Annotated in this window: 16 protein-coding genes and 1 pseudogene; 10 read left to right on the forward strand and 7 right to left on the reverse strand. The window is 40.1% G+C overall.

What is annotated here, in order from left to right:
• Positions 1-6: 6 nt before the first annotated feature.
• Positions 7-1269 carry a DUF2931 family protein gene (locus CAP51_RS04805; protein ID WP_245809071.1) on the forward strand — a complete coding sequence of 421 codons (1263 nt, stop codon included), beginning with the start codon at positions 7-9 and terminating at the stop codon, positions 1267-1269.
• 87 nt (positions 1270-1356) lie between these two features.
• Here the strand turns inward: CAP51_RS04805 and parE are convergent, their stop codons facing one another.
• On the reverse strand, positions 1357-3240 hold the full coding sequence (parE, locus tag CAP51_RS04810) for a DNA topoisomerase IV subunit B (protein WP_087619591.1): 1884 nt from the start codon (positions 3238-3240) through the stop codon (positions 1357-1359).
• A 460-nt stretch (positions 3241-3700) separates the two neighbouring features.
• Between parE and CAP51_RS04815 the strand changes: the two genes are divergently transcribed.
• From CAP51_RS04815 to CAP51_RS04850, 8 genes are all read left to right on the forward strand, one after another.
• Entirely contained in the window at positions 3701-5056 is a 1356-nt protein-coding gene (locus CAP51_RS04815; RefSeq protein ID WP_087619592.1) for an alpha/beta fold hydrolase, read from the forward strand.
• 120 nt (positions 5057-5176) lie between these two features.
• Complete coding sequence (gene mutY / locus CAP51_RS04820) at positions 5177-6205, forward strand: A/G-specific adenine glycosylase (RefSeq protein WP_087619593.1); 1029 nt, start codon at positions 5177-5179, stop codon at positions 6203-6205.
• 72 nt (positions 6206-6277) lie between these two features.
• The gene (locus CAP51_RS04825; RefSeq protein WP_420535112.1) at positions 6278-6787 is read left to right on the forward strand and encodes a M23 family metallopeptidase; all 510 of its coding nucleotides are present in this window, start codon (positions 6278-6280) and stop codon (positions 6785-6787) included.
• Between the two features lie 12 nt (positions 6788-6799).
• Positions 6800-7042, forward strand: coding sequence for a hypothetical protein (locus tag CAP51_RS04830; protein ID WP_087619595.1), 243 nt, complete (start codon positions 6800-6802; stop codon positions 7040-7042).
• 30 nt (positions 7043-7072) lie between these two features.
• Complete coding sequence (locus CAP51_RS04835) at positions 7073-7744, forward strand: DUF1345 domain-containing protein (protein WP_087619596.1); 672 nt, start codon at positions 7073-7075, stop codon at positions 7742-7744.
• Between the two features lie 119 nt (positions 7745-7863).
• On the forward strand, positions 7864-8511 hold the full coding sequence (gene leuE / locus CAP51_RS04840) for a leucine efflux protein LeuE (protein WP_087619597.1): 648 nt from the start codon (positions 7864-7866) through the stop codon (positions 8509-8511).
• A 284-nt stretch (positions 8512-8795) separates the two neighbouring features.
• Positions 8796-9425, forward strand: a complete 630-nt coding sequence (gene pncA, locus CAP51_RS04845; protein WP_087619598.1) for a bifunctional nicotinamidase/pyrazinamidase — start codon at positions 8796-8798, stop codon at positions 9423-9425.
• A gap of 5 nt (positions 9426-9430) precedes the next feature.
• Positions 9431-10366 carry a bile acid:sodium symporter family protein gene (locus CAP51_RS04850; RefSeq protein ID WP_087619599.1) on the forward strand — a complete coding sequence of 312 codons (936 nt, stop codon included), beginning with the start codon at positions 9431-9433 and terminating at the stop codon, positions 10364-10366.
• Between the two features lie 403 nt (positions 10367-10769).
• On the opposite strand, the gene CAP51_RS04855 is transcribed toward CAP51_RS04850, so the two are convergent.
• The 6 genes and pseudogenes from CAP51_RS04855 to CAP51_RS04880 form a co-directional block, all read right to left on the reverse strand.
• Entirely contained in the window at positions 10770-12128 is a 1359-nt protein-coding gene (locus CAP51_RS04855) for an MFS transporter (protein ID WP_087619600.1), read from the reverse strand.
• 201 nt (positions 12129-12329) lie between these two features.
• A complete protein-coding gene (locus CAP51_RS04860) occupies positions 12330-13589 on the reverse strand; it encodes a DcaP family trimeric outer membrane transporter (protein WP_087619892.1) in 1260 nt (419 codons plus the stop codon).
• A gap of 139 nt (positions 13590-13728) precedes the next feature.
• A complete protein-coding gene (locus CAP51_RS04865; protein WP_087619601.1) occupies positions 13729-14406 on the reverse strand; it encodes a class I SAM-dependent methyltransferase in 678 nt (225 codons plus the stop codon).
• 37 nt (positions 14407-14443) lie between these two features.
• Positions 14444-15430, reverse strand: a pseudogene (gene bioB, locus CAP51_RS04870) (biotin synthase BioB).
• Positions 15431-15484: 54 nt separating this feature from the next.
• Positions 15485-17176: an AMP-binding protein gene (locus CAP51_RS04875; protein WP_087619602.1), complete on the reverse strand. Its 1692-nt coding sequence runs from the start codon at positions 17174-17176 to the stop codon at positions 15485-15487.
• 64 nt (positions 17177-17240) lie between these two features.
• Positions 17241-17888, reverse strand: coding sequence for a TetR/AcrR family transcriptional regulator (locus CAP51_RS04880; protein WP_087619603.1), 648 nt, complete (start codon positions 17886-17888; stop codon positions 17241-17243).
• 145 nt (positions 17889-18033) lie between these two features.
• Between CAP51_RS04880 and CAP51_RS04885 the strand changes: the two genes are divergently transcribed.
• On the forward strand, positions 18034-19206 hold the full coding sequence (locus CAP51_RS04885) for an isovaleryl-CoA dehydrogenase (RefSeq protein WP_087619604.1): 1173 nt from the start codon (positions 18034-18036) through the stop codon (positions 19204-19206).
• The last annotated feature ends 8 nt before the right edge of the window (positions 19207-19214 follow it).

Genomic DNA, 19214 nt, shown 5'->3' on the forward strand with positions numbered 1-19214 from the left:
CGTTATATGACAGACTACATAAAGCATAAGAATGATGTTGAATGGGGCGCAAGAGTTGCCAATGCCATGTTAACTAATTATAAAAATAAAGATGATTTATATGTGGAATCATATATTGTTAAATCGCCGGTGGATAAAAACTTAAGAACTGCATTTTATCTGGCTGACGGTACATGGCTACGTACTCTGGATGGTACTGGTGGAACATGGGGGCGTGGTGGGAACCCTTTGGGTGGTAACTCATTTAAGCAACCTTTGCCTGAAGTGATGCATATCACCTATTTTGACAGTTATGATAACCAATTTTATCAGTTGATCCAGAATTTACCCAAAGAAAAATTAATAACATTATTTACTCATATATATAAAGGCATGGGTGATACTGAAAGTACCCCAAGGGTTTATCATGATATCGAAATCGGTTTTGCCCCTAAAGGCTGGGTGATTGTCACAGCCGTCGGTCCGGGGATTCGTCAGGAAATTGGTTCATGGCAAGCCAAAAAGATTGAAGCGGATTATACCCAAACAATAGGGCTAACATATACAAGCGATTTAGAATATTTAAAAACACAAAATTTAAGAGAAGAAGCAATAGAAACAGCAAAAAAAGACTTTGAAAAAAACTATCCGGAAATCTATAAACGCTGGATCAAGGGCGAATGGACAATTAGTCCGGAATGGTACAAACGTATGCAGACTCGTTATCCATGGAATCTGGAGGTTACGGCAGAGAATGGGGAATGGTCCGGTGAATATTACGCAGAATATGCCAATACCGAACGCTACGAAATATTAGAGGATCAGATAGAACAAGATAAAACCAGATTAAAAGCTGTACCGATCAAACTGGTCACATGGATTACCTATAAACCCACAGGTGTGCGGTACTGGGTAGAAGTTCATCTATTCCCGATTCCGAAATGGTCGGCGGATCAATATATCCCCTATTATAACGATCCTAATCTGGATTATTTCTTTAAGCGTTTTGAATATCTTTATCCAAAACGTAGTCTGGCAACGAATGAACAGACTGCACAACCTAATGAATTTTCTACAATCAAAATGGATTTTGATGATGATTTTAAATTGAAGGATATTTATTTACAAAAAGGTAATGAGAAATTACCCATCGAAGGTGCCTATGAATATTATCTTGCACCTGTAGATGACGATCGGGGTAAATATCTACCTGAAATGGGTCATCAATATTTTCTTACCGAACCCAAAATGAAGGATTTAACCGATCCCCTATTTGCGGATCGGGAATAAATCACATCTATTTTCATAAAATAAATGTGATTTATATATGCTTGATAACACATAAGTTGAGTAAAAGATCAAAAGAAATCGTGCTGATCATATCCCGATATCAGCCAGATTACCTTTTTGTTCCAGCCATTGCTTACGATCTGGTGCACGTTTTTTGGCCAGCAATTTATCCAGCAAAATTGCAGTAAACTGCATATCATCAAGATCAAGCTGAACTAGACGACGTGTATTCGGGTCCATAGTGGTTTCACGCAACTGAATCGCATTCATTTCACCCAATCCTTTAAATCGAGTAATTTGTGGATTTTTATTGCCTTTAACATTTTTCAAGATACTGTCTAGCTCATCGTCATCAAGCGCATAATGTACATCTTTGCCAATATCAATCCGATACAGCGGTGGCATAGCAACGAACAAATGCCCGTCCTCAACCAGTGTTGGAAAGTGCTTGACAAATAAGGCACAAAGCAAGGTAGCAATATGCAAGCCATCGGAATCGGCATCGGCAAGAATACAGATTTTGCCATAACGCAATTCGGATAGATCATCACTGCCCGGATCTACCCCGATGGCAATGGCAATATTATGTACTTCTTCCGAAGCCAGAACTTCATCAGAAGCCACTTCCCAAGTATTTAGAATTTTCCCACGGATTGGCATAATGGCCTGAAAATTCTTATCCCGCGCCTGCTTGGCACTGCCCCCTGCGGAATCACCTTCGACAATAAATAGTTCGGAGTCTTCACGGGTAACACCAACACAGTCGGCAAGTTTTCCGGGTAAAGCAGGACCAGAGGTAATTTTTTTACGCTCAACTTTTTTAGCTGCTTTTAGACGACGACCAGCTTTGGTAATGGCAAGCTCAGCCAGTTGTGTAGCGACTTCCGGATATTGATTGAGCCAAAGGGCAAAGGCATCTTTGGCAATATTTTGTACAACACCTGATGCTTCACGGCTAGATAACCGCTCTTTGGTTTGTCCGGAAAATTGTGGTTCCTGAAACTTGAGTGACAAAATATAATTCACGCCATCCCAGACATCTTCAGGGGACAGTTTTAAATTCCGTGGTAATAAATTGCGTAACTCACAAAATTCCCGCAATGCATCGGTAATTCCTGCGCGTAAGCCATTTACATGGGTACCGCCCTGTGCTGTCGGAATCAAATTGACATAGCTTTCCTGAACCTGCTCGCCGCCATCAACATTCCAGCAGATGGCAAATTCACAGCTAGATTTATCAACCTTTCCTTGAGAAATAAAAGGAATCTCTGGCAGAATGTCCCGATCCTGAACTTCATCCTTTAAATAATCCAGTAGGCCATTTTCAAATTGCCATTCTAGTTTTTCGTGATTAATTTCGTCGATATATTCAATATGTAAACCTGCGGCAAGTACCGCTTTGGCTTTTAGATTATGCTTGAGTGCTTTTAAAGCAAATTTGGCGCTATCAAAATATTTGGGATTAGGCCAAAAATGTACCACTGTCCCAGTACTGCGTTTAGGTGCCTTACCTTCAAAAACCTGTAATGGTTGTGTCGCTTCTCCATCGGCAAAATGCATTTGATAGAGATTACCATCACGCTGCACGGTCACATCAACCTTAGTGGATAATGCATTCACCACAGAAATCCCGACACCATGCAAACCGCCTGAGAACTCATAGTTTTTATCGCTGAATTTACCGCCGGCATGTAGTTTGGTCAGGATAATTTCAATCCCGCTTTGTCCATATTCCGGATGAATATCAACTGGCATGCCGCGGCCATTATCTTCAACCGACAACGAGCCATCAGCATAAACCACCACTTTAATTTTATTGGCATGGCCTGCCAGTGCCTCATCGACTGCATTATCAATCACTTCCTGTGCCAGATGGTTTGGTCGAGTGGTATCGGTATACATCCCTGGGCGACGACGTACAGGGTCTAAACCAGATAAAACTTCGAGTGATTGTGCAGTATATTGCGACACGTGTTGAGGTTCCCTTTATCTAACAAGCAAAAATTTAATGATATGGCGTCTGTACAGTATAATATTTTTTGCTAAAAAAACATGCCTAGATGCATAATTTGCAAAAGCCACGACAAGTTACGACATTATTTTGGCTAAATTTTCATTGATCCCAGCAATTTATCTGTGCGATAAATCACATTTAATCGAACTTTTATAAAGAATGTATTTATTTTCATTAGTTACTTTACCAAACCCTGTTTTTAGTTTAAAACAATCAATAGCGCCATAAAGTACAAGGACAGCATGACATTTAGATACATTGTCAGACAAAAACTTGATGATGTAAGCTACTGATGCGTTATTTTAAAACCATATCAGCATTTTAAAACGATAGCTGTGGAAATGTAGACAGTTAAATTGCCCTATTTTGAATGATTAAAATAGCCAGGGTAAAATTGTATAGGCGAGGATCGCAACGATGCCAAGTTTAACACCATTACACGAAACCTATTGTCGCTGGGATTCCACGCCGCCCAATCAAGCCGATGTGATTGAAGGTTTAGCACAGCTTGTTACAGTCAATTTACTGGGTGTACATGATGTTATCCAGCTGATTCATAGAGAAATTTTATTAAAAACATTGGGTTTTACTCAAGAACAATCCAACCGGATTCTGGCGCGTCCATTTGTACAAAAACTGTTTCGTCAAGGCTATCGTTTTGCTCAGGGCTATGGACAACATATTGTTGCACCAGCTTTACGCCATTTGAATTTTCGCTTTCCAAATTTACAACAAAAACCGCTCAATCCGGCACTGCATTATTTTATTGGTGCATTAAATGGCGTATTGGGAAATTACCTGTTTCAACATCAGAATCCGCTGGCACTGCCGATGGTATTTTACGATCATTATGGTCAACGACAAAGTGGTGAAATTGCGGGTCGTGTGGTGATTATGGTACATGGTCTGTGTATGAGTCATCTGTCTTGGTCGCACGGCAATTATGGCGGTGTGGGCGAAAGACTTTTAGCGCAACGTGATAATAACATCATGCTCTATCTCAATTACAATACAGGACGACGTATTTCGGCGAATGGTAAAACCTTTGCATGGCTGATTGAAGATTTAATCCAGCGTAATCCCCGTATCACCAGTATTGATTTAATTGGGCACAGTATGGGTGGTCTGGTGACGCGTAGTGCGTTGTTTTACGGCAAACAGAATGTCCACCACTGGATCAACAAAGTTGGTAATCTGGTCTGTATTGGTTCCCCACATCACGGCGCCGTACTGGAACGACTTGGCTTTATGCTTCAGGATAATTTGGGGCGGTTACCGATTCTAGATCGTATTGGTCGCCTTACCCAGATTCGTAGCGATGGCATTATGGATTTGCGTTATGGCAGTGTGCGTGATGATGACTGGGAATATCTTGATGGTCGCTCTGGTACGCTACAAGATGTACGAAAACCTGCACCGATTCCAAGCCGGATTAATACCTTTCTGGTTGCCGGTAGCATCGAACTCAAACCCAACCACTCCAAAACACTTGAAATGATCGGAGATTATCTGGTCAGTGTCAGTAGTGCATTGGGTGAACATCCCAATATCAAATATCAACTCAAGGTGCCAGAGTCGCACAAAGCCATTTTTTATGGTTTAAATCACATGGAGATTCAATATCACTCCAGTGTTGTAGAGCAAATCACGCGCTGGTTATATCCAGAACGAGATAATGTACAGGACTGCAAAATCGAGGAAATTGTTGAAGAAGCCCATGAGCATTTACACGATGCCGACATGTATACTTTAAAAGGCATTGTCGAAACCTGATCTCAACTTGTCTAGTACGATCATATCAGACCGCCAAAAAGCCCACATATTTTGATTAGGCAAGCATGTCAAATACTGCTATGCTCTGCACTTTCTGCATACACCTATCCCTATTCATTGATGTCTAATCACAGCTCTTTTGCCGACAAACTTTTACACTGGTTTGATGTTCACGGTCGCCATGATTTACCTTGGCAGATTAAAAATGATCCTTACAAGGTCTGGGTATCTGAAATCATGTTGCAGCAAACCCAAGTCAAAACCGTGCTGCAATATTATGATCGTTTTATCTCACGATTTCCTACAGTCGCAGCATTGGCACAGGCAAGCTGGGACGAGGTTGCCCCCTATTGGGCTGGACTTGGTTATTATGCACGTGCCAGAAACCTGCATAAGGCAGCACAGCAAGTAGTCGAACAAGGCAATTTTCCAAAAGACCTTGATGGCTGGATAGCTTTATCCGGAATTGGACGCTCTACTGCCGGTGCCATGATGTCTTTAGGCTTAGGACAATTTGGCGTGATTCTCGATGGCAATGTCAAACGTGTACTGTCCCGTTATTTTGCAATTTCAGGGGACTTATCCAAACCTGCCAAAGACAAGGAATTATGGCAACTGGCAAGCGAACTTGTGCCACAGGATCGTCATGCCGACTATACTCAAGCCATCATGGATCTAGGCGCAACCATTTGCACACCGAAAAAACCGCTCTGTCTATATTGTCCGATGCAAGAGGATTGCCAGGCATATCAACAGAATAATGTACTGGCATATCCCGAGAAAAAAGCCAAAAAGACTGTACCGATTCGTCAGGGACATGTCATGATCTTTGAACATGCAGCACATTGGCTATGGCAGAAACGGCCAAATGAAGGCTTATGGGGCGGCTTATATAGCTTGCCTATTATTGAAGATGAACAGGAATTGATAACCTTTCTGGACAAGTGGCAGTTAAAGGAAAGTGGTCAAAGTCAGGTTCAACATCAGTTTACCCACTTTACATGGCAGTTAAAGTGTCATAAATTTTCTGTAGATGCTGCAACGAGTGCCCAATTGGCAACTTATTTTCAGGCCATGCCTTATTTGACGAAACACATTCAACAAGGTGCAATTCCCACAGCCATGCAAAAAGTGATTGCTCAATTTTAATATTTAAAAGGATCGGTTTGGCGACTCATGTTCAATACTATATTTAAAACTCGAAATATTTTCTTTATTTTCATGAGTATGATGTTACTGCTGATTGCCGGCTGTGCATCAAAACCTATCAAGTCCACACCATTAAATCAAAACATGATCCGCCAATTACAACAGCAACCTTTATCTAGCCGTCTGCCTGTTCCGGTACAGGGCGTATCACGTAAGCAACTCAATGATACGTGGGGGGCCGCCCGAAGTCAGGGACGTTCGCATGAAGGTATTGATATCATGGCGGAAAAAGGCACAAAAGTTTATAGTACAACAGATGGTCTAGTGGCCAGCCTAAAAGGTAATAATCTTGGCGGCACAGTGATCTGGATCATTGGCCCATCCGGCTCATGGCATTATTATGCACATCTTTCCAAGCATAAACGTGGCTTAAATGAAGGTGATTATATTCGTAAAGGCGATTTAATCGGTTATGTTGGCAATACGGGTAATGCCCGTTCCACCGCCCCTCATTTACACTATGGTATTTATTTAAGTGGAAAAGGTCGTGGTGCCACCAACCCTTATCCCTATCTCAAATAATCAGGATTTTCCATGGATATTGCACAGCGCTTAATCGACTTTGCCGAAGCAGGTAATCAACAAAAAATCATTCTTGCCAATGGTCAGGTACTACAGGGCTGGATTATGGAAATCACCGATGAAGCATTATTAATCAGTACCGGATTTAGTGATAAAGTCGGTAAGGATTGCTGGATTAAGCTCAGTGATTTAACACAAGCACAGTTAAGCTACTGGGATAATCGTAATGATGTATGGCAACCCTTTATATTATAATTATTTTTAGTATATTTCGGAGGATACTTCATGAATATCAGAATGCTTCATCTGATTCAAAGTGGTATCCAGAATCGTCCAACTTTCTTCATTGCTGCAAGTCTTGGCATTGTTATTAGTTTAATCCTGAGCTTATTTACCCACTGGACATGGTCAACCATTGTCCTACTGGGCTGGAACAGTGTGGTCTGGTTTTATCTAATCATGTTATTTCAAAAAATCTGGCAATCCGAACATCAGGACATCCAACAACGCGCACAAAAACAGGATGAAAGTAAATGGATCATTATGTTGATTCTATTACTCTCTTTAATCATGTCAATGATTGCCATTATTGCTGGCTTATCAGATTTGCCTGAACAGGGTCCAACCAAAGTCGGACACATTATCATTGCTATTTTTACTATCGTGTCTTCATGGCTGATGATGCATACCATCTTTGCTATCCATTATGCACATGATTTTTATATTGCCAGACTAAAACAAAAAGATGGTGGTTTAACATTTCCCAATACAGAATACCCAACCTATCCGGATTTTATCTATTTTAGCTATATTATTGGTACATCTGCACAAACTGCCGATGTCTCGATTACCACTCGCAAAATGCGTTTGCTAAATATTTTTCACTGTACATTATCCTTTTGTTTTAATACGTCTTTACTGGCCATTCTCATCAATGTGGTCGCAGGTTTTATTTAATTGATTTGCTTACCTTGGCTTGATTAAAAGCTTATAAAATCATGTCAGATTTAGCGCATGACTGGTATTTTTATTGATAAAGTCTTAATCTTGATTTTTCTTATTTTTGCTACATACACATGTTTGGTATTACTGATTTAAGTACCTATTTAATCGGTACAATTTTAATTATTCTCCTGCCCGGTCCAAATTCCTTATATGTCATGTCTGTTGCTTCCCGTCACGGACTCAAAGCAGGCTATCGCGCTGCATGGGGAGTATTGACGGGTGATACAATTCTGATGTTACTCACTGTGATCGGTGCTGCCTCACTGTTAAAAGCGATACCAATGCTATTTATTATACTCAAAGTCATTGGTGCAATTTATCTCGGCTGGTTAGGCAGTCAATTATTAGGTGCAGCATTACAACGCTGGCGATCCCGTCATTTAGCCGAACAGATTGCCTTTGAGCCGTCCACAAGCTCAAACCGGTATTTTGCTCGGGCAATGAGTATTAGCTTGCTCAATCCAAAAGCGATTTTATTTTTTCTGTCTTTTTTTATTCAATTTGTTGATCCAGCCTATCCCTATCCAAGTTTAAGTTTTTTGATGTTAGGTATTTTACTTCAGATCTGTAGCCTCACTTATTTGAGTAGTCTAATTCTGGCAGGTGCAAAAATGGCTGATTTCTTTAAATCACATCTAATACTCTCGACATTAGGCATTGCATCGGTAGGAATTTTATTTTTTGGATTTGCATTAAAACTGGTAATTTCAAGTATTTAATCAGTAATAAAGCCAAAATTTAGCTAAAAAAAAAGCTTATCCGAGGGTGGATAAGCTTATGAAAATCAAATTCAAATAAAGAGAGATTACAGACAACTCAATGTCTGAGCGCATAATATAACCAGTTTTTTTAAAATTCAAGTATTTTTTAATTTATTTAGCCTTTTTCTAAAGATCTTTAGATTTTCTTATCAAAGAAAAATCAGCAATTTTTCACCAATTCGCGCAGTATCATATTGCTTTATGCTAGCATAATAAAATTGTATAACAACAAGATGTCAGACATGCAAATCAATCAACACAGTGCCTTGATTGTGATCGATGTACAAAATGGCTTTTGTCCAGGTGGTCATTTAGCAGTTGCCGAAGGTGACCAGATCGTCCCACTGATCAATCAATTGGCTGGGTATTTTGCCAATATCGTGATCACACAGGATTGGCATCCTGACAATCATATTTCCTTTGCAGAGAATCATCCGGGTAAACAGGCCTTTGAAACCATTACACTGGATTATGGCCCACAAGTCCTTTGGCCAAGTCATTGCGTACAAGGTAGCCATGATGCCGAACTACATCCCGACTTACAGTTGGCAAGCGCACAACTGATCCTACGCAAGGGTTTTCATACCCATATTGATAGCTATTCTGCCTTTGTTGAAGCTGATCAACAGACTCAGACTGGCTTAAGCAGCTATCTCAAAGAGCGCCAGATTGATACGGTTTTCCTTGTAGGACTGGCAACTGATTTTTGCGTCGCATGGAGTGCACTCGATGCTCGAAAATTCGGCTTTGAAACCTATGTGATCGAAGATGCCTGTCGCGGTATCGATTTAAATGGTTCTCTTGCCGAAGCATGGCGCAATATGCAAAATGCTGGTGTACACCGTATTCATTCATACGATATTTTGAAATAAATTTTATGTCCGCTTTTATTCGATTCAGTCAATTTATCCAGAAAACTTTTGCATTGTGGGTCATTCTTTTTGCCGCGATCGCCATGTATCAGCCGTCACTGTTTACTTGGTTATTGCCTTTTATCCCATTCATTCTCGGCATTATCATGTTCGGTATGGGCATGACCATGACCTTGAATGATTTCAAAGAAGTTTTACGTTATCCAAAAGCCGTGTGGATTGGTGTATTTGCACATTTTCTGATTATGCCCTTGGTTGCCTATGCACTATGTAAAATTTTTGCCTTGCCACAGGAGATTGCCATTGGTGTCTTGCTGGTAGGCTGCTGTCCAAGTGGAACCGCCTCCAATGTGATTACCTATATGGCAAAAGGCAATACGCCTTTGTCTGTTGCCTGTAGCTGTGTTTCTACCTGTATTGCACCGATTCTTACCCCGGCTATTTTCTATTTATTGGCAAGTGAATGGATTCAGATTGATGCGCTATCCATGTTTAGCTCGATTTTGCAGGTAGTCTTGGTACCAATTATTTTAGGGCTGATTGTTCGCACGATTTTTAAAAGCAAAATTGACTATTATCTGCAAGTCATGCCGATTATTTCCGTGGTTGCCATTGTGTCCATTGTCGCTGCCATTATTGGCGGTAATAAAGCACAGATCTTAAGCTCTGGGGCACTGATTTTAATGGTAGTGATACTGCATAATGGTTTTGGTTATTTATTTGGTTATTGGGCTGGTCGCTTGTTTAAACTGTCTTATGCAGATAATAAAGCCATTGCAATCGAAGTAGGAATGCAAAACTCTGGACTAGGTGTTGCACTGGCCGCAGTGCATTTTGCCGCATCACCGATCACCGCGGTACCCAGTGCAATCTTTAGCTTATGGCACAATATTTCCGGCCCTGCCCTTGCAACCTACTGGGCAAGTAAACAGAAGAAATAATATCTATTGATACTTCATCCATGAATTAAATTTGCAACTAAAATTTCTTCAGATGAGACCTAAAGATTGGCTATTAAGCGATAGTTTTGAATTCATGGGAATATTTTTGACATAGAAAAGCACCTTTCAAATAAAACTAGAAATGTCCAATTTGAAAGGTGCTTTTTCAATTTTTGTCTTTTTTAATTAAAAAAGCATTAAACTTCAATCTTTAGAATGAAAAATGTGAAAAGTAAGCAATTAAATAAAATATTCAATATAACCAATATGATGTATATATTGTTCAATCCATTAACCCTGTCTAATGCTAATTCAGGCATTTTTCATCTAACTGTAAAATATAAGATGATGTATTTCCCGCTTAAATTAAATGCTGTAATTAACGCACAACACACGCCCTTTCTTAGCTTTTTTCCAACTCCTGAGATGGAATATTATTTATAGTTGCAATTCTATCATTGTCGTGCCTTTTTAAAACTACAATCGAAATAGCCGCCAATATTGCAGGAATACTGATCATGAGAAAATTGGTTGTATGCGGCAAATTTAATGTCAATAACATTCCAGTCAATACTGGTCCGACAATTGCACCGACCCGTCCTATTGCAGATGCCCAACCAATACCTGTGGACCGAGCGACCAGAGGATAATACTGTGCAACATAACTATACAATAATATCGATGTCCCAATAGTTGTAGCACCTGCAACACCAACCAAACTATATAAAATGATTGTAGGGGAATTAAAACCTAGTCCAATTAAAGCCAATGCAGCTAAGACACACATGCCGACGACGACAGGTTTAAGATGAAATTTGTCTGCCAAAACCCCACCCAGAATTGCTCCAATCATTGCCCCCACATTTAATGCCAGTAAAAATAGAATACTTGCACCTAATGAATAACCAGCGGCAAGCATCAGCTTGGGTAACCAACTACTTAATGCATACACCATGAGCAAACACATAAAAAAAGCTGTCCAAAACATCAAGGTACTAAATGTACGCCCCTCTTTAAACAAGACTTTTACAGAACTGTCTGAGCTGTCTGTCGATTCATTTAAAATGAGCTGTGTATCTTTCGATACCATACCATCAGGCGTAATTTTATTGACAATCACACGTGCCGACTCATACTGCTGATCTTTAACCAGATATGTTAATGATTCAGGTAAATATTTCCAGATGATGGGAAAGCCAAGAAGTGGAATACCGGCAATTAAAAACATGATTTGCCAACCATAATCCTGTACCAGGATTGAGCCAAGTAATGCAGAAATAATACCGCCAATCGCATAACCGCTAAACATCACTGCAACCATCGTTGATCTGATTTTTTTCGGGGCATATTCTGATGTCAAAGCCACCAAATTTGGCATGACACCACCTATACCTAGCCCAGCCAAGAAACGTAAAATCGCAAACTCTACTGGCGTTGAAGCAAATGCACCTAAAAAGGTAAATCCACTAAAACAAGTCACGCACGCTAAAATAATTTTTTTACGTCCGAATTTGTCAGCTAAAGTACCGAATGCCATTGCGCCAAACATCATGCCGCATAATGCAGTACTGGCTAACATACCAGCTTGTACTGAGGTTAACGACCACTCTTGCATTAATAATGGTAATGCAACCCCATAAATCACCAAGTCATAGCCATCAAAAATGATAATAAGTAAACACCAGAATAAAACACCCCAGTGAAATTTACCGAATTTTGCCTCATCAATTACTGAATTGACATTTAATATATCCCTAGCCATGTTCTCACCTCCTATGTGAGCATGAAGTTGATCCCTCTTTATGCCTTTATTGTCCATCCTTTAGACATGGTTTAGCACAGCATTCAGAATCTTCCCTCACTATGGTTAATTTCGAATTTTCCATTCAAAAGATTTTTAAACTGTGTTGCCAATGAATCAGGAAACACACTGTGATCAACGCCAAGTTCCCTTGTACACCTATTAAAATTGATAGATTGCCGTCAAGTTAAACCGATTATCCTGTCCTTTAATGGCATTAAAGGTTTCACGTTCACCATAAACATATTCAACGCCAAAACTTATTGGTGTAATCGGCGAATACATCGCATTTACCCATCCCTGCCAAAGGCTTTTATTTTGATTAGAGTTATTGTGTTGTAACTGAGCAAATTCATTACTATCTTCTGCACGCATATAGCCGTAACCAATCGTCGAGCGTAGTTTTGTGGTAAATTGATGGGTTAATCCCAGACTAAACACATCAAATTCATTCAAATGCATATTGTGCTGATCATCCAACGCATAGGCACTATTGGTCCACAGAATAAAGCGGCCATCTCCTTTGACATGATAATAATCTGCTTTAAATTGAGTGTGGTCAGTTAATGGATATGTGCCACCAAGACCAATACCCCAAGCTAATGCATCATCAGCATAGGTTTTTTTCTGAGCCATAAATGTTCGTGCAGATAATTTAGCCCCCTGATTAAATGCGTGGTTTAAGCGTCCGACCAATGCCGGTCCACTTGTTTTATACTCCGGATCTGAGGTTGCAGTATATTTTGGATCTTCTGCACTGAATGCAAAACTGGTGTGATCAGATAAGTGGCGGGTATATTTAACCAGTGGGGTGCGTTGCAGTGCGCCGCCCACATAAGTCGCTGCATCAATTGTTTCTGGTAAATATTCTGGTGCAATAAAGTTCGACCAGGTTTGCCCAACCAGCCAATCACCATAATTTAGATAAGCGTGGCGAATACGGAACTGATCTCTAGTTGCTCCACCAAAAAAATCTAATTCTAACTTTGCACTGAGGTTCTGATCATCAATAGGCACTTTAAAATCCATGCCCAAACGCGTTACATTGACCGTTGTTCTGAATTGATCTGCTTGTTGCTGTGCCTCATTACTATGTTGCAATGGTACAGTATTGATTGCGTTGTACATTGTCGATGCGCCCTTCATCTGATAGGAAGCATCAGCACGGATATAGCCATAGAGATTAAATGACATATCCGATTTTAATAAACTTGCTTTCGGTGCGGGTTCTGTTGCTGGATTTATTGTAGAAGGTGAAACGATCTGGGTTTGTTTAAGATTTAATATCTCACGTAACTCTTGAATTTCTGCACGTAGCTGTGCGATTTCACTGGAACTATCAGCGACAGCAATTCCAGGTAGGCTTAATGGCAGAAATAATCCAACCACACCATACAGCTTTTTTTTTGAACAAATATGCATATATGTACTTCCTGTATCATATAACGATGTAATTTTTTGCATAAGTCACCTCCTTAGGTGAAATATGCATTTCCCTCATTACCGTTAATGGCTAATTTTAAACCAGTTGTAAAATAGTCAAACTGGGATTCTCGGGTACCTAATCAAAATTTTTGGCTATAAATCCTTGATAAGTGAGGGCTTGACTAAAGCAGTAAGTCTCATTAAATCCAGCCTGCTGTAAAATGTCACAGTACTCCTGTTCATTTACTAAAAAAAAGTCTTGTGGCAACCGTGTCATCATCGTGTCTGTCTGCTTTTGGCTTAGTCCATTGCTTTGACATAAATAAGGTAAGGCTTGCCACAGTGCAGGTTGCGCCATCTGCATCAGATCGTAAGTCAGCAAAATTGCTTGTCGCAAACAATGTTGATTTAAAATCTGAAAAAATGGTAGCTTTGCTGTAAATTCAATAAAATGTGCGACTAAAAGTACTAAAATACTGTGAAATTTGGCTGACGCTGCCAGTACCGATGCATCGCCAAGTACAAACTGCACACGAGAATTTTCATTCAGTGGCGCAATATTTTTCCGCGCTTGATCCAGCATATTTTCAGAAACATCAATTGCGGTAAAATGCCATGTGTGATTAACATTGAGCAACTCGCGTAGCTCATGTCCAGTGCCACAACCTATAATCAATATCTGAGCATGGTCTGGCATCGTTGCCTTGAGAATTGCCTTGACCTGTTGATGCATGGTTTCATAACCAGGAATAAGCTGACGAATATGCTGGTCATAACTCGCCACGATCTGTGGATGGTTAAAATCTTTAGTCATATCAACTTTCTCCGAGAATAATAAGCTTAAAATGCACTTAACCTGCCATGGCATCTATGGCTAATGGTTGTGGTTTTAGCTGTGTAGACTCGGTAATCAATCCCAATTTTTCAAATAAAATTTGATCGGAATTAAGCCCAGCATTCGGCGTCGTTAATAATTTATCGCCAGAAAAAATCTAATTTGCACCTGCCATAAACGCCATGGCTTGATCAGAATGTGTTAATGATTCCCTCCCCGCAGAAAGACGAATATAACTTTGCGGCATAATTATTCTTGCAGTAGCAATCGTTCTGATCCATTCAATCACATCCAGTTTTTCTACATCTGCCAATGGTGTACCCGCAATCGGAACCAGCATATTGATCGGTACCGACTGTGGATGTTGTGGTAATGTCGCCAGTTCAAGCAACAAACCGATCCGATCCTGATTCTTTTCTCCTAAACCAACAATACCGCCACTACAAACCTTTAAACCAGCCTGACGTACCTGTTCGAGGGTATCTAACCGATCATCAAAACTGCGAGTAGAAATGATATGTGAATAATATTCTCGTGAAGTATCTAAATTATGGTTGTAATAATCCAGACCAGCCTGTTTAAGACGCTGTGCTTGTGAACCGCTTAACATCCCCAGCGTCATGCAGGTTTCCAGTCCAAGTGCTTTAACTTGTTTTACCAAATCAAGCACATATGGCATATCACGTTCATGTGGATTACGCCAGGCAGCGCCCATACAAAATCGCATAGAACCAGAGGCTTTCGCCTGTTTGGCTTCCATAATCACCCTATCAATGGCAATACGCTTTTCTGCCTCCAAACCCGAATCATAATGTGCAGATTGCGAACAATATTTACAATCTTCTGGGCATTTTCCTGTTTTTATTGATAATAGCGTACTGATTTGTATGGTATTGGCTTTAAAGTGCTGGCGATGTACACTTTGTGCTTCAAATAATAGATCCAACAGCGGTTGTTGATAAATATGTTGAATCTCATCTCGTGTCCAATCATTTCTTAACATGTCTGACATCCTACAGTTACTCACCTAAGGTTGAATTGGGCTTTTAATTCTGGTCTAGAACACATCTGCATTGAGATTAAATTCCATACACATCATTTCTTGCAATTTAAATTTTTGCGCCTTACCAGAAGCAGTCATGGGAAATTCAGTTAAAAATTTGACGTAACGTGGAATTTTATTATGTGAAATTTTGTCCTTACAAAATATACGAATCGCTTCTTCACTACAGCTGCGACCTTCATGCAAAATAATACAGGCACATAATTCTTCGCCATATCGTTCATCAGGTAAACCAATCACTTGGACTTCTGAAATTTCTGGATGGGTATATAGAAAATCCTCTATTTCTTTTGGAAAGAGATTTTCTCCGCCACGTATTACCATATCTTTCATACGTCCTTTGATTTTGATATAGCCCTCTTGATCCATTTGTGCAATATCGCCCGTATGCATCCAGTTATTGAGATCAATTACCTCATGGGTCTTTTCAGGTTCTGCCCAATATCCCGCCATAACGGAATAACCACGTACACATAATTCTCCTGACACTCCCAATGGCACAATATTGCCCTCTGGATCGACAATTTTTATTTCCACATGCGGATGAACATGCCCAACAGTACTCACCCGTTTGTCTATTGGATCATCGATATAGCTCTGTACACTGACTGGTGATGTCTCGGTCATGCCATAGCAAATGGTGATTTCAGACATATGCATACGTTCCATTACGCGCTGCATAATCTCTTTGGGACAGGGACTCCCTGCCATAATTCCTGTACGTAATGAGGAAAGATCATATTGTTCAAAATCTTCCTGTTCTAGCATCGCAATAAACATGGTGGGAACACCATAAGCCGCTGTACAGCGCTCTTGATGAATCGTATTTAAAGACTCTCTAGCATTGAATACTGCCGCAGGATAAACCATCGTCGCACCATGGCTAATACATGCCAAATTGCCCATCACCATCCCAAAACAATGAAATAGCGGCACTGAAATACAGATTTTATCCTGAGCAGTTAAGCCAATTCCTTCGCCAACAAAAAAACCATTATTTAGAATATTGTGGTGCGTCAACATTGTACCTTTCGGATTACCTGTCGTACCTGAAGTGAATTGAATGTTAATCGTGTCATCAAATTGTAAAGTCCCCGCAATTTTGGCAACCTGCATACGTTGCTGCTCTAAAGGTTGCTCAAGTAAATCCTGAAACCGATAAAACATTTCTGGTACGGAATGATCAATCTTAATTACGACTTCTAATTGCGGCAGTTGTTGTAGCTTAAGCTTTTTATCACTTGTCTGGAGAATTTCTGGGGAAATTTGGGTCAGTACTTGTTGATAATCAGTACTTTTAAATTTGGAGGCAATCACTAAACCCCTACAACCTACTTTATTGAGAACATAATGCAGCTCTTGGGCTTTATAGGCAGGATTTAAATTGACCAGAATCACGCCTATTTTAAAAGCGGCAAACTGGGCAACCGTCCACTCCCAACAATTTGGTGACCAAATACCCAGTCGTTCCCCTTTTTGAAATCCTAATGCGATGAGGCTACATGCAAAAGCTTCTACTTTTACCTGTAACTCTCGATAGGTTAGTCGTTTATTTTGAAAAACGCTAATCAATGCATCTTGATCAGCGTAGTTGTCACAAGCTTTATCAAACAGTTCACCAATCGTCATGCCAATGAGTGGTTGAGAACTCTTCCCTGATAGATAACTTAACTTTATGGGTTCCATTGAATCACGCTCCTTGATTCTTTTTGACTTACTTATTCCTAACTGCTAAGCCAACCTAACTTATTTATACTTCTCTATCGTCACCTAAAAACTTCTTTTCAATTCGTACTGAACTCAAGCAGAAATCAGCCACTTGTTTACTAAAATAGTCTTTATGTGATTGATTAAAATTATTTTTCTGCACTGGATCAAGTGGTTCAATGACAGAAAACGTCATCGCCCCTACCATACAAAGTGCGGTGGTATTCAGATCTTCAAACTCAAACACACCCTTGGTATGACCTTCCTCCAAAATGCGATAAATAGCATCCTTAATCAATTTTTTGCTTTTAAATCGTTCGTATTCGACCTCAGCATCAACAGGTTCCAACATTAACGAATATGAAAGCTGTGGGCTATTTAGGGCACGTTTTACAAATGTTGCCACTGCTTTGTGAAGTTTCTGCTCGACTGGCAACTCTTGCAATGAAATCGCATGCAAAATGTCTACCTCGAAGTGAATCGCTTGAGAAAGTACTTCAATTAAGATTTGACTCTTATTATCAAAGTAACGATACACCAAGCCACTTGAAACACCAGCCAGCTCGGCAATGGCTTGCACCTGTGCCTCTTTGAAACCGCCTTGAGCAATGAGCTGCTTTGCAGATTGCAATATCGCTTTACGATTTTGCTCAATACGTTCTTGCATCAAAGATGATCGTTTATAGCTCATAATTTATTCTCACCCATTTAAAATGAATTGTAAATCATTTTTTGAATTAATATTCACTTTTTTAAAAAAAAGGAGTATCGTAAATCTATCAAATAAGTTTACGACAGATAAATGTCGATGGAAAACCAATGGAAGGATACAGCAAATGACGTTTAAAACTTTAAATTTCGGACTAGACGACACCTTATTAGCATTTAGAGACTCCGTAGCAGCATTTTGCCAAAAAGAAATTGCACCTCTTGCCCAACAAATTGATAGAGAAAATAAATTTCCTGCACATCTATGGAAAAAATTTGGAGATATGGGTTTGCTCGGAATGACAGTGAGCGAACAATATGGTGGCAGTAATTTAGGCTATCTCGCACACATTATTGTGATGCAGGAAATCTCAAGAGCCTCCGCTGCGGTTGCCTTATCCTATGGGGCTCACTCCAATTTGTGTGTCAACCAAATCAATCGTAATGCCAACGAACAGCAAAAACAGCGTTTTTTACCTAAGCTGGTATCTGGTGAATATATTGGTGCTCTTGCCATGTCGGAACCGAATGCAGGCTCAGATGTAGTCAGCATGCGATTATATGCCGAAGATAAAGGTGATCACTTTGTATTAAATGGCACAAAAATGTGGATTACCAATGGAGGTGACGCTGATGTATTAGTGGTTTATGCCAAAACTGATCTGAAAGCCGGAAATAAAGGAATTACAGCCTTTCTAGTTGAAAAAGGCATGGCTGGTTTTAGTCATGGCACACATCTAGATAAGTTAGGGATGCGAGGTTCAAATACCTATCCACTATTTTTTGATGATGTGGTCGTCCCCAAAGAAAACGTATTAGGGGGAATAGGTAATGGTGTCAAAGTATTAATGAGTGGGTTGGATTATGAACGTGCAGTCTTAAGCGCAGGTCCACTCGGCATCATGGATGCCTGTATGGATGTGGTAGTTCCCTACTTACATGATCGTGAACAGTTTGGACAAGCATTAGGTGAATTTCAGTTGATGCAAGGCAAGCTTGCAGATATGTATTCGACTTGGCTGGCATGTAAAGCTTTAGTCTATGCTGTAGGTCAAGCCTGTGATCAAGTCGATCACGATCGTAGTTTACGTAAAGATGCAGCCAGTGCCATTTTATATGCTGCTGAAAAAGCCACATGGATGGCAGGTGAAGCCATTCAAACCTTAGGTGGCAATGGCTATATCAATGAATATCCGGCAGGCCGATTATGGCGTGATGCCAAACTTTATGAAATTGGTGCAGGTACCTCAGAAATTCGTCGGATGCTGATTGGTCGTGAGTTATTTAACGAAACCAAATAAGAATTATA

The organism is Acinetobacter populi (assembly GCF_002174125.1).
GTDB classification, from domain to species: domain Bacteria; phylum Pseudomonadota; class Gammaproteobacteria; order Pseudomonadales; family Moraxellaceae; genus Acinetobacter; species Acinetobacter populi.

Excerpts from the sequence above, each read along its gene's own strand:
- CAP51_RS04805 (WP_245809071.1), top strand. The coding sequence starts at position 7 with ATGACAGACTACATAAAGCATAAGAATGATGTTGAATGGGGCGCAAGA.
- CAP51_RS04815 (WP_087619592.1), top strand. The coding sequence starts at position 3,701 with ATGCCAAGTTTAACACCATTACACGAAACCTATTGTCGCTGGGATTCC.
- mutY (WP_087619593.1), top strand. The coding sequence starts at position 5,177 with ATGTCTAATCACAGCTCTTTTGCCGACAAACTTTTACACTGGTTTGAT.
- CAP51_RS04825 (WP_420535112.1), top strand. The coding sequence starts at position 6,278 with ATGAGTATGATGTTACTGCTGATTGCCGGCTGTGCATCAAAACCTATC.
- CAP51_RS04830 (WP_087619595.1), top strand. The coding sequence starts at position 6,800 with ATGGATATTGCACAGCGCTTAATCGACTTTGCCGAAGCAGGTAATCAA.
- CAP51_RS04835 (WP_087619596.1), top strand. The coding sequence starts at position 7,073 with ATGAATATCAGAATGCTTCATCTGATTCAAAGTGGTATCCAGAATCGT.
- leuE (WP_087619597.1), top strand. The coding sequence starts at position 7,864 with ATGTTTGGTATTACTGATTTAAGTACCTATTTAATCGGTACAATTTTA.
- pncA (WP_087619598.1), top strand. The coding sequence starts at position 8,796 with ATGCAAATCAATCAACACAGTGCCTTGATTGTGATCGATGTACAAAAT.
- CAP51_RS04850 (WP_087619599.1), top strand. The coding sequence starts at position 9,431 with ATGTCCGCTTTTATTCGATTCAGTCAATTTATCCAGAAAACTTTTGCA.
- CAP51_RS04855 (WP_087619600.1), bottom strand. The coding sequence starts at position 12,128 with ATGGCTAGGGATATATTAAATGTCAATTCAGTAATTGATGAGGCAAAA.
- CAP51_RS04860 (WP_087619892.1), bottom strand. The coding sequence starts at position 13,589 with ATGCATATTTGTTCAAAAAAAAAGCTGTATGGTGTGGTTGGATTATTT.
- CAP51_RS04865 (WP_087619601.1), bottom strand. The coding sequence starts at position 14,406 with ATGACTAAAGATTTTAACCATCCACAGATCGTGGCGAGTTATGACCAG.
- CAP51_RS04875 (WP_087619602.1), bottom strand. The coding sequence starts at position 17,176 with ATGGAACCCATAAAGTTAAGTTATCTATCAGGGAAGAGTTCTCAACCA.
- CAP51_RS04880 (WP_087619603.1), bottom strand. The coding sequence starts at position 17,888 with ATGAGCTATAAACGATCATCTTTGATGCAAGAACGTATTGAGCAAAAT.
- CAP51_RS04885 (WP_087619604.1), top strand. The coding sequence starts at position 18,034 with ATGACGTTTAAAACTTTAAATTTCGGACTAGACGACACCTTATTAGCA.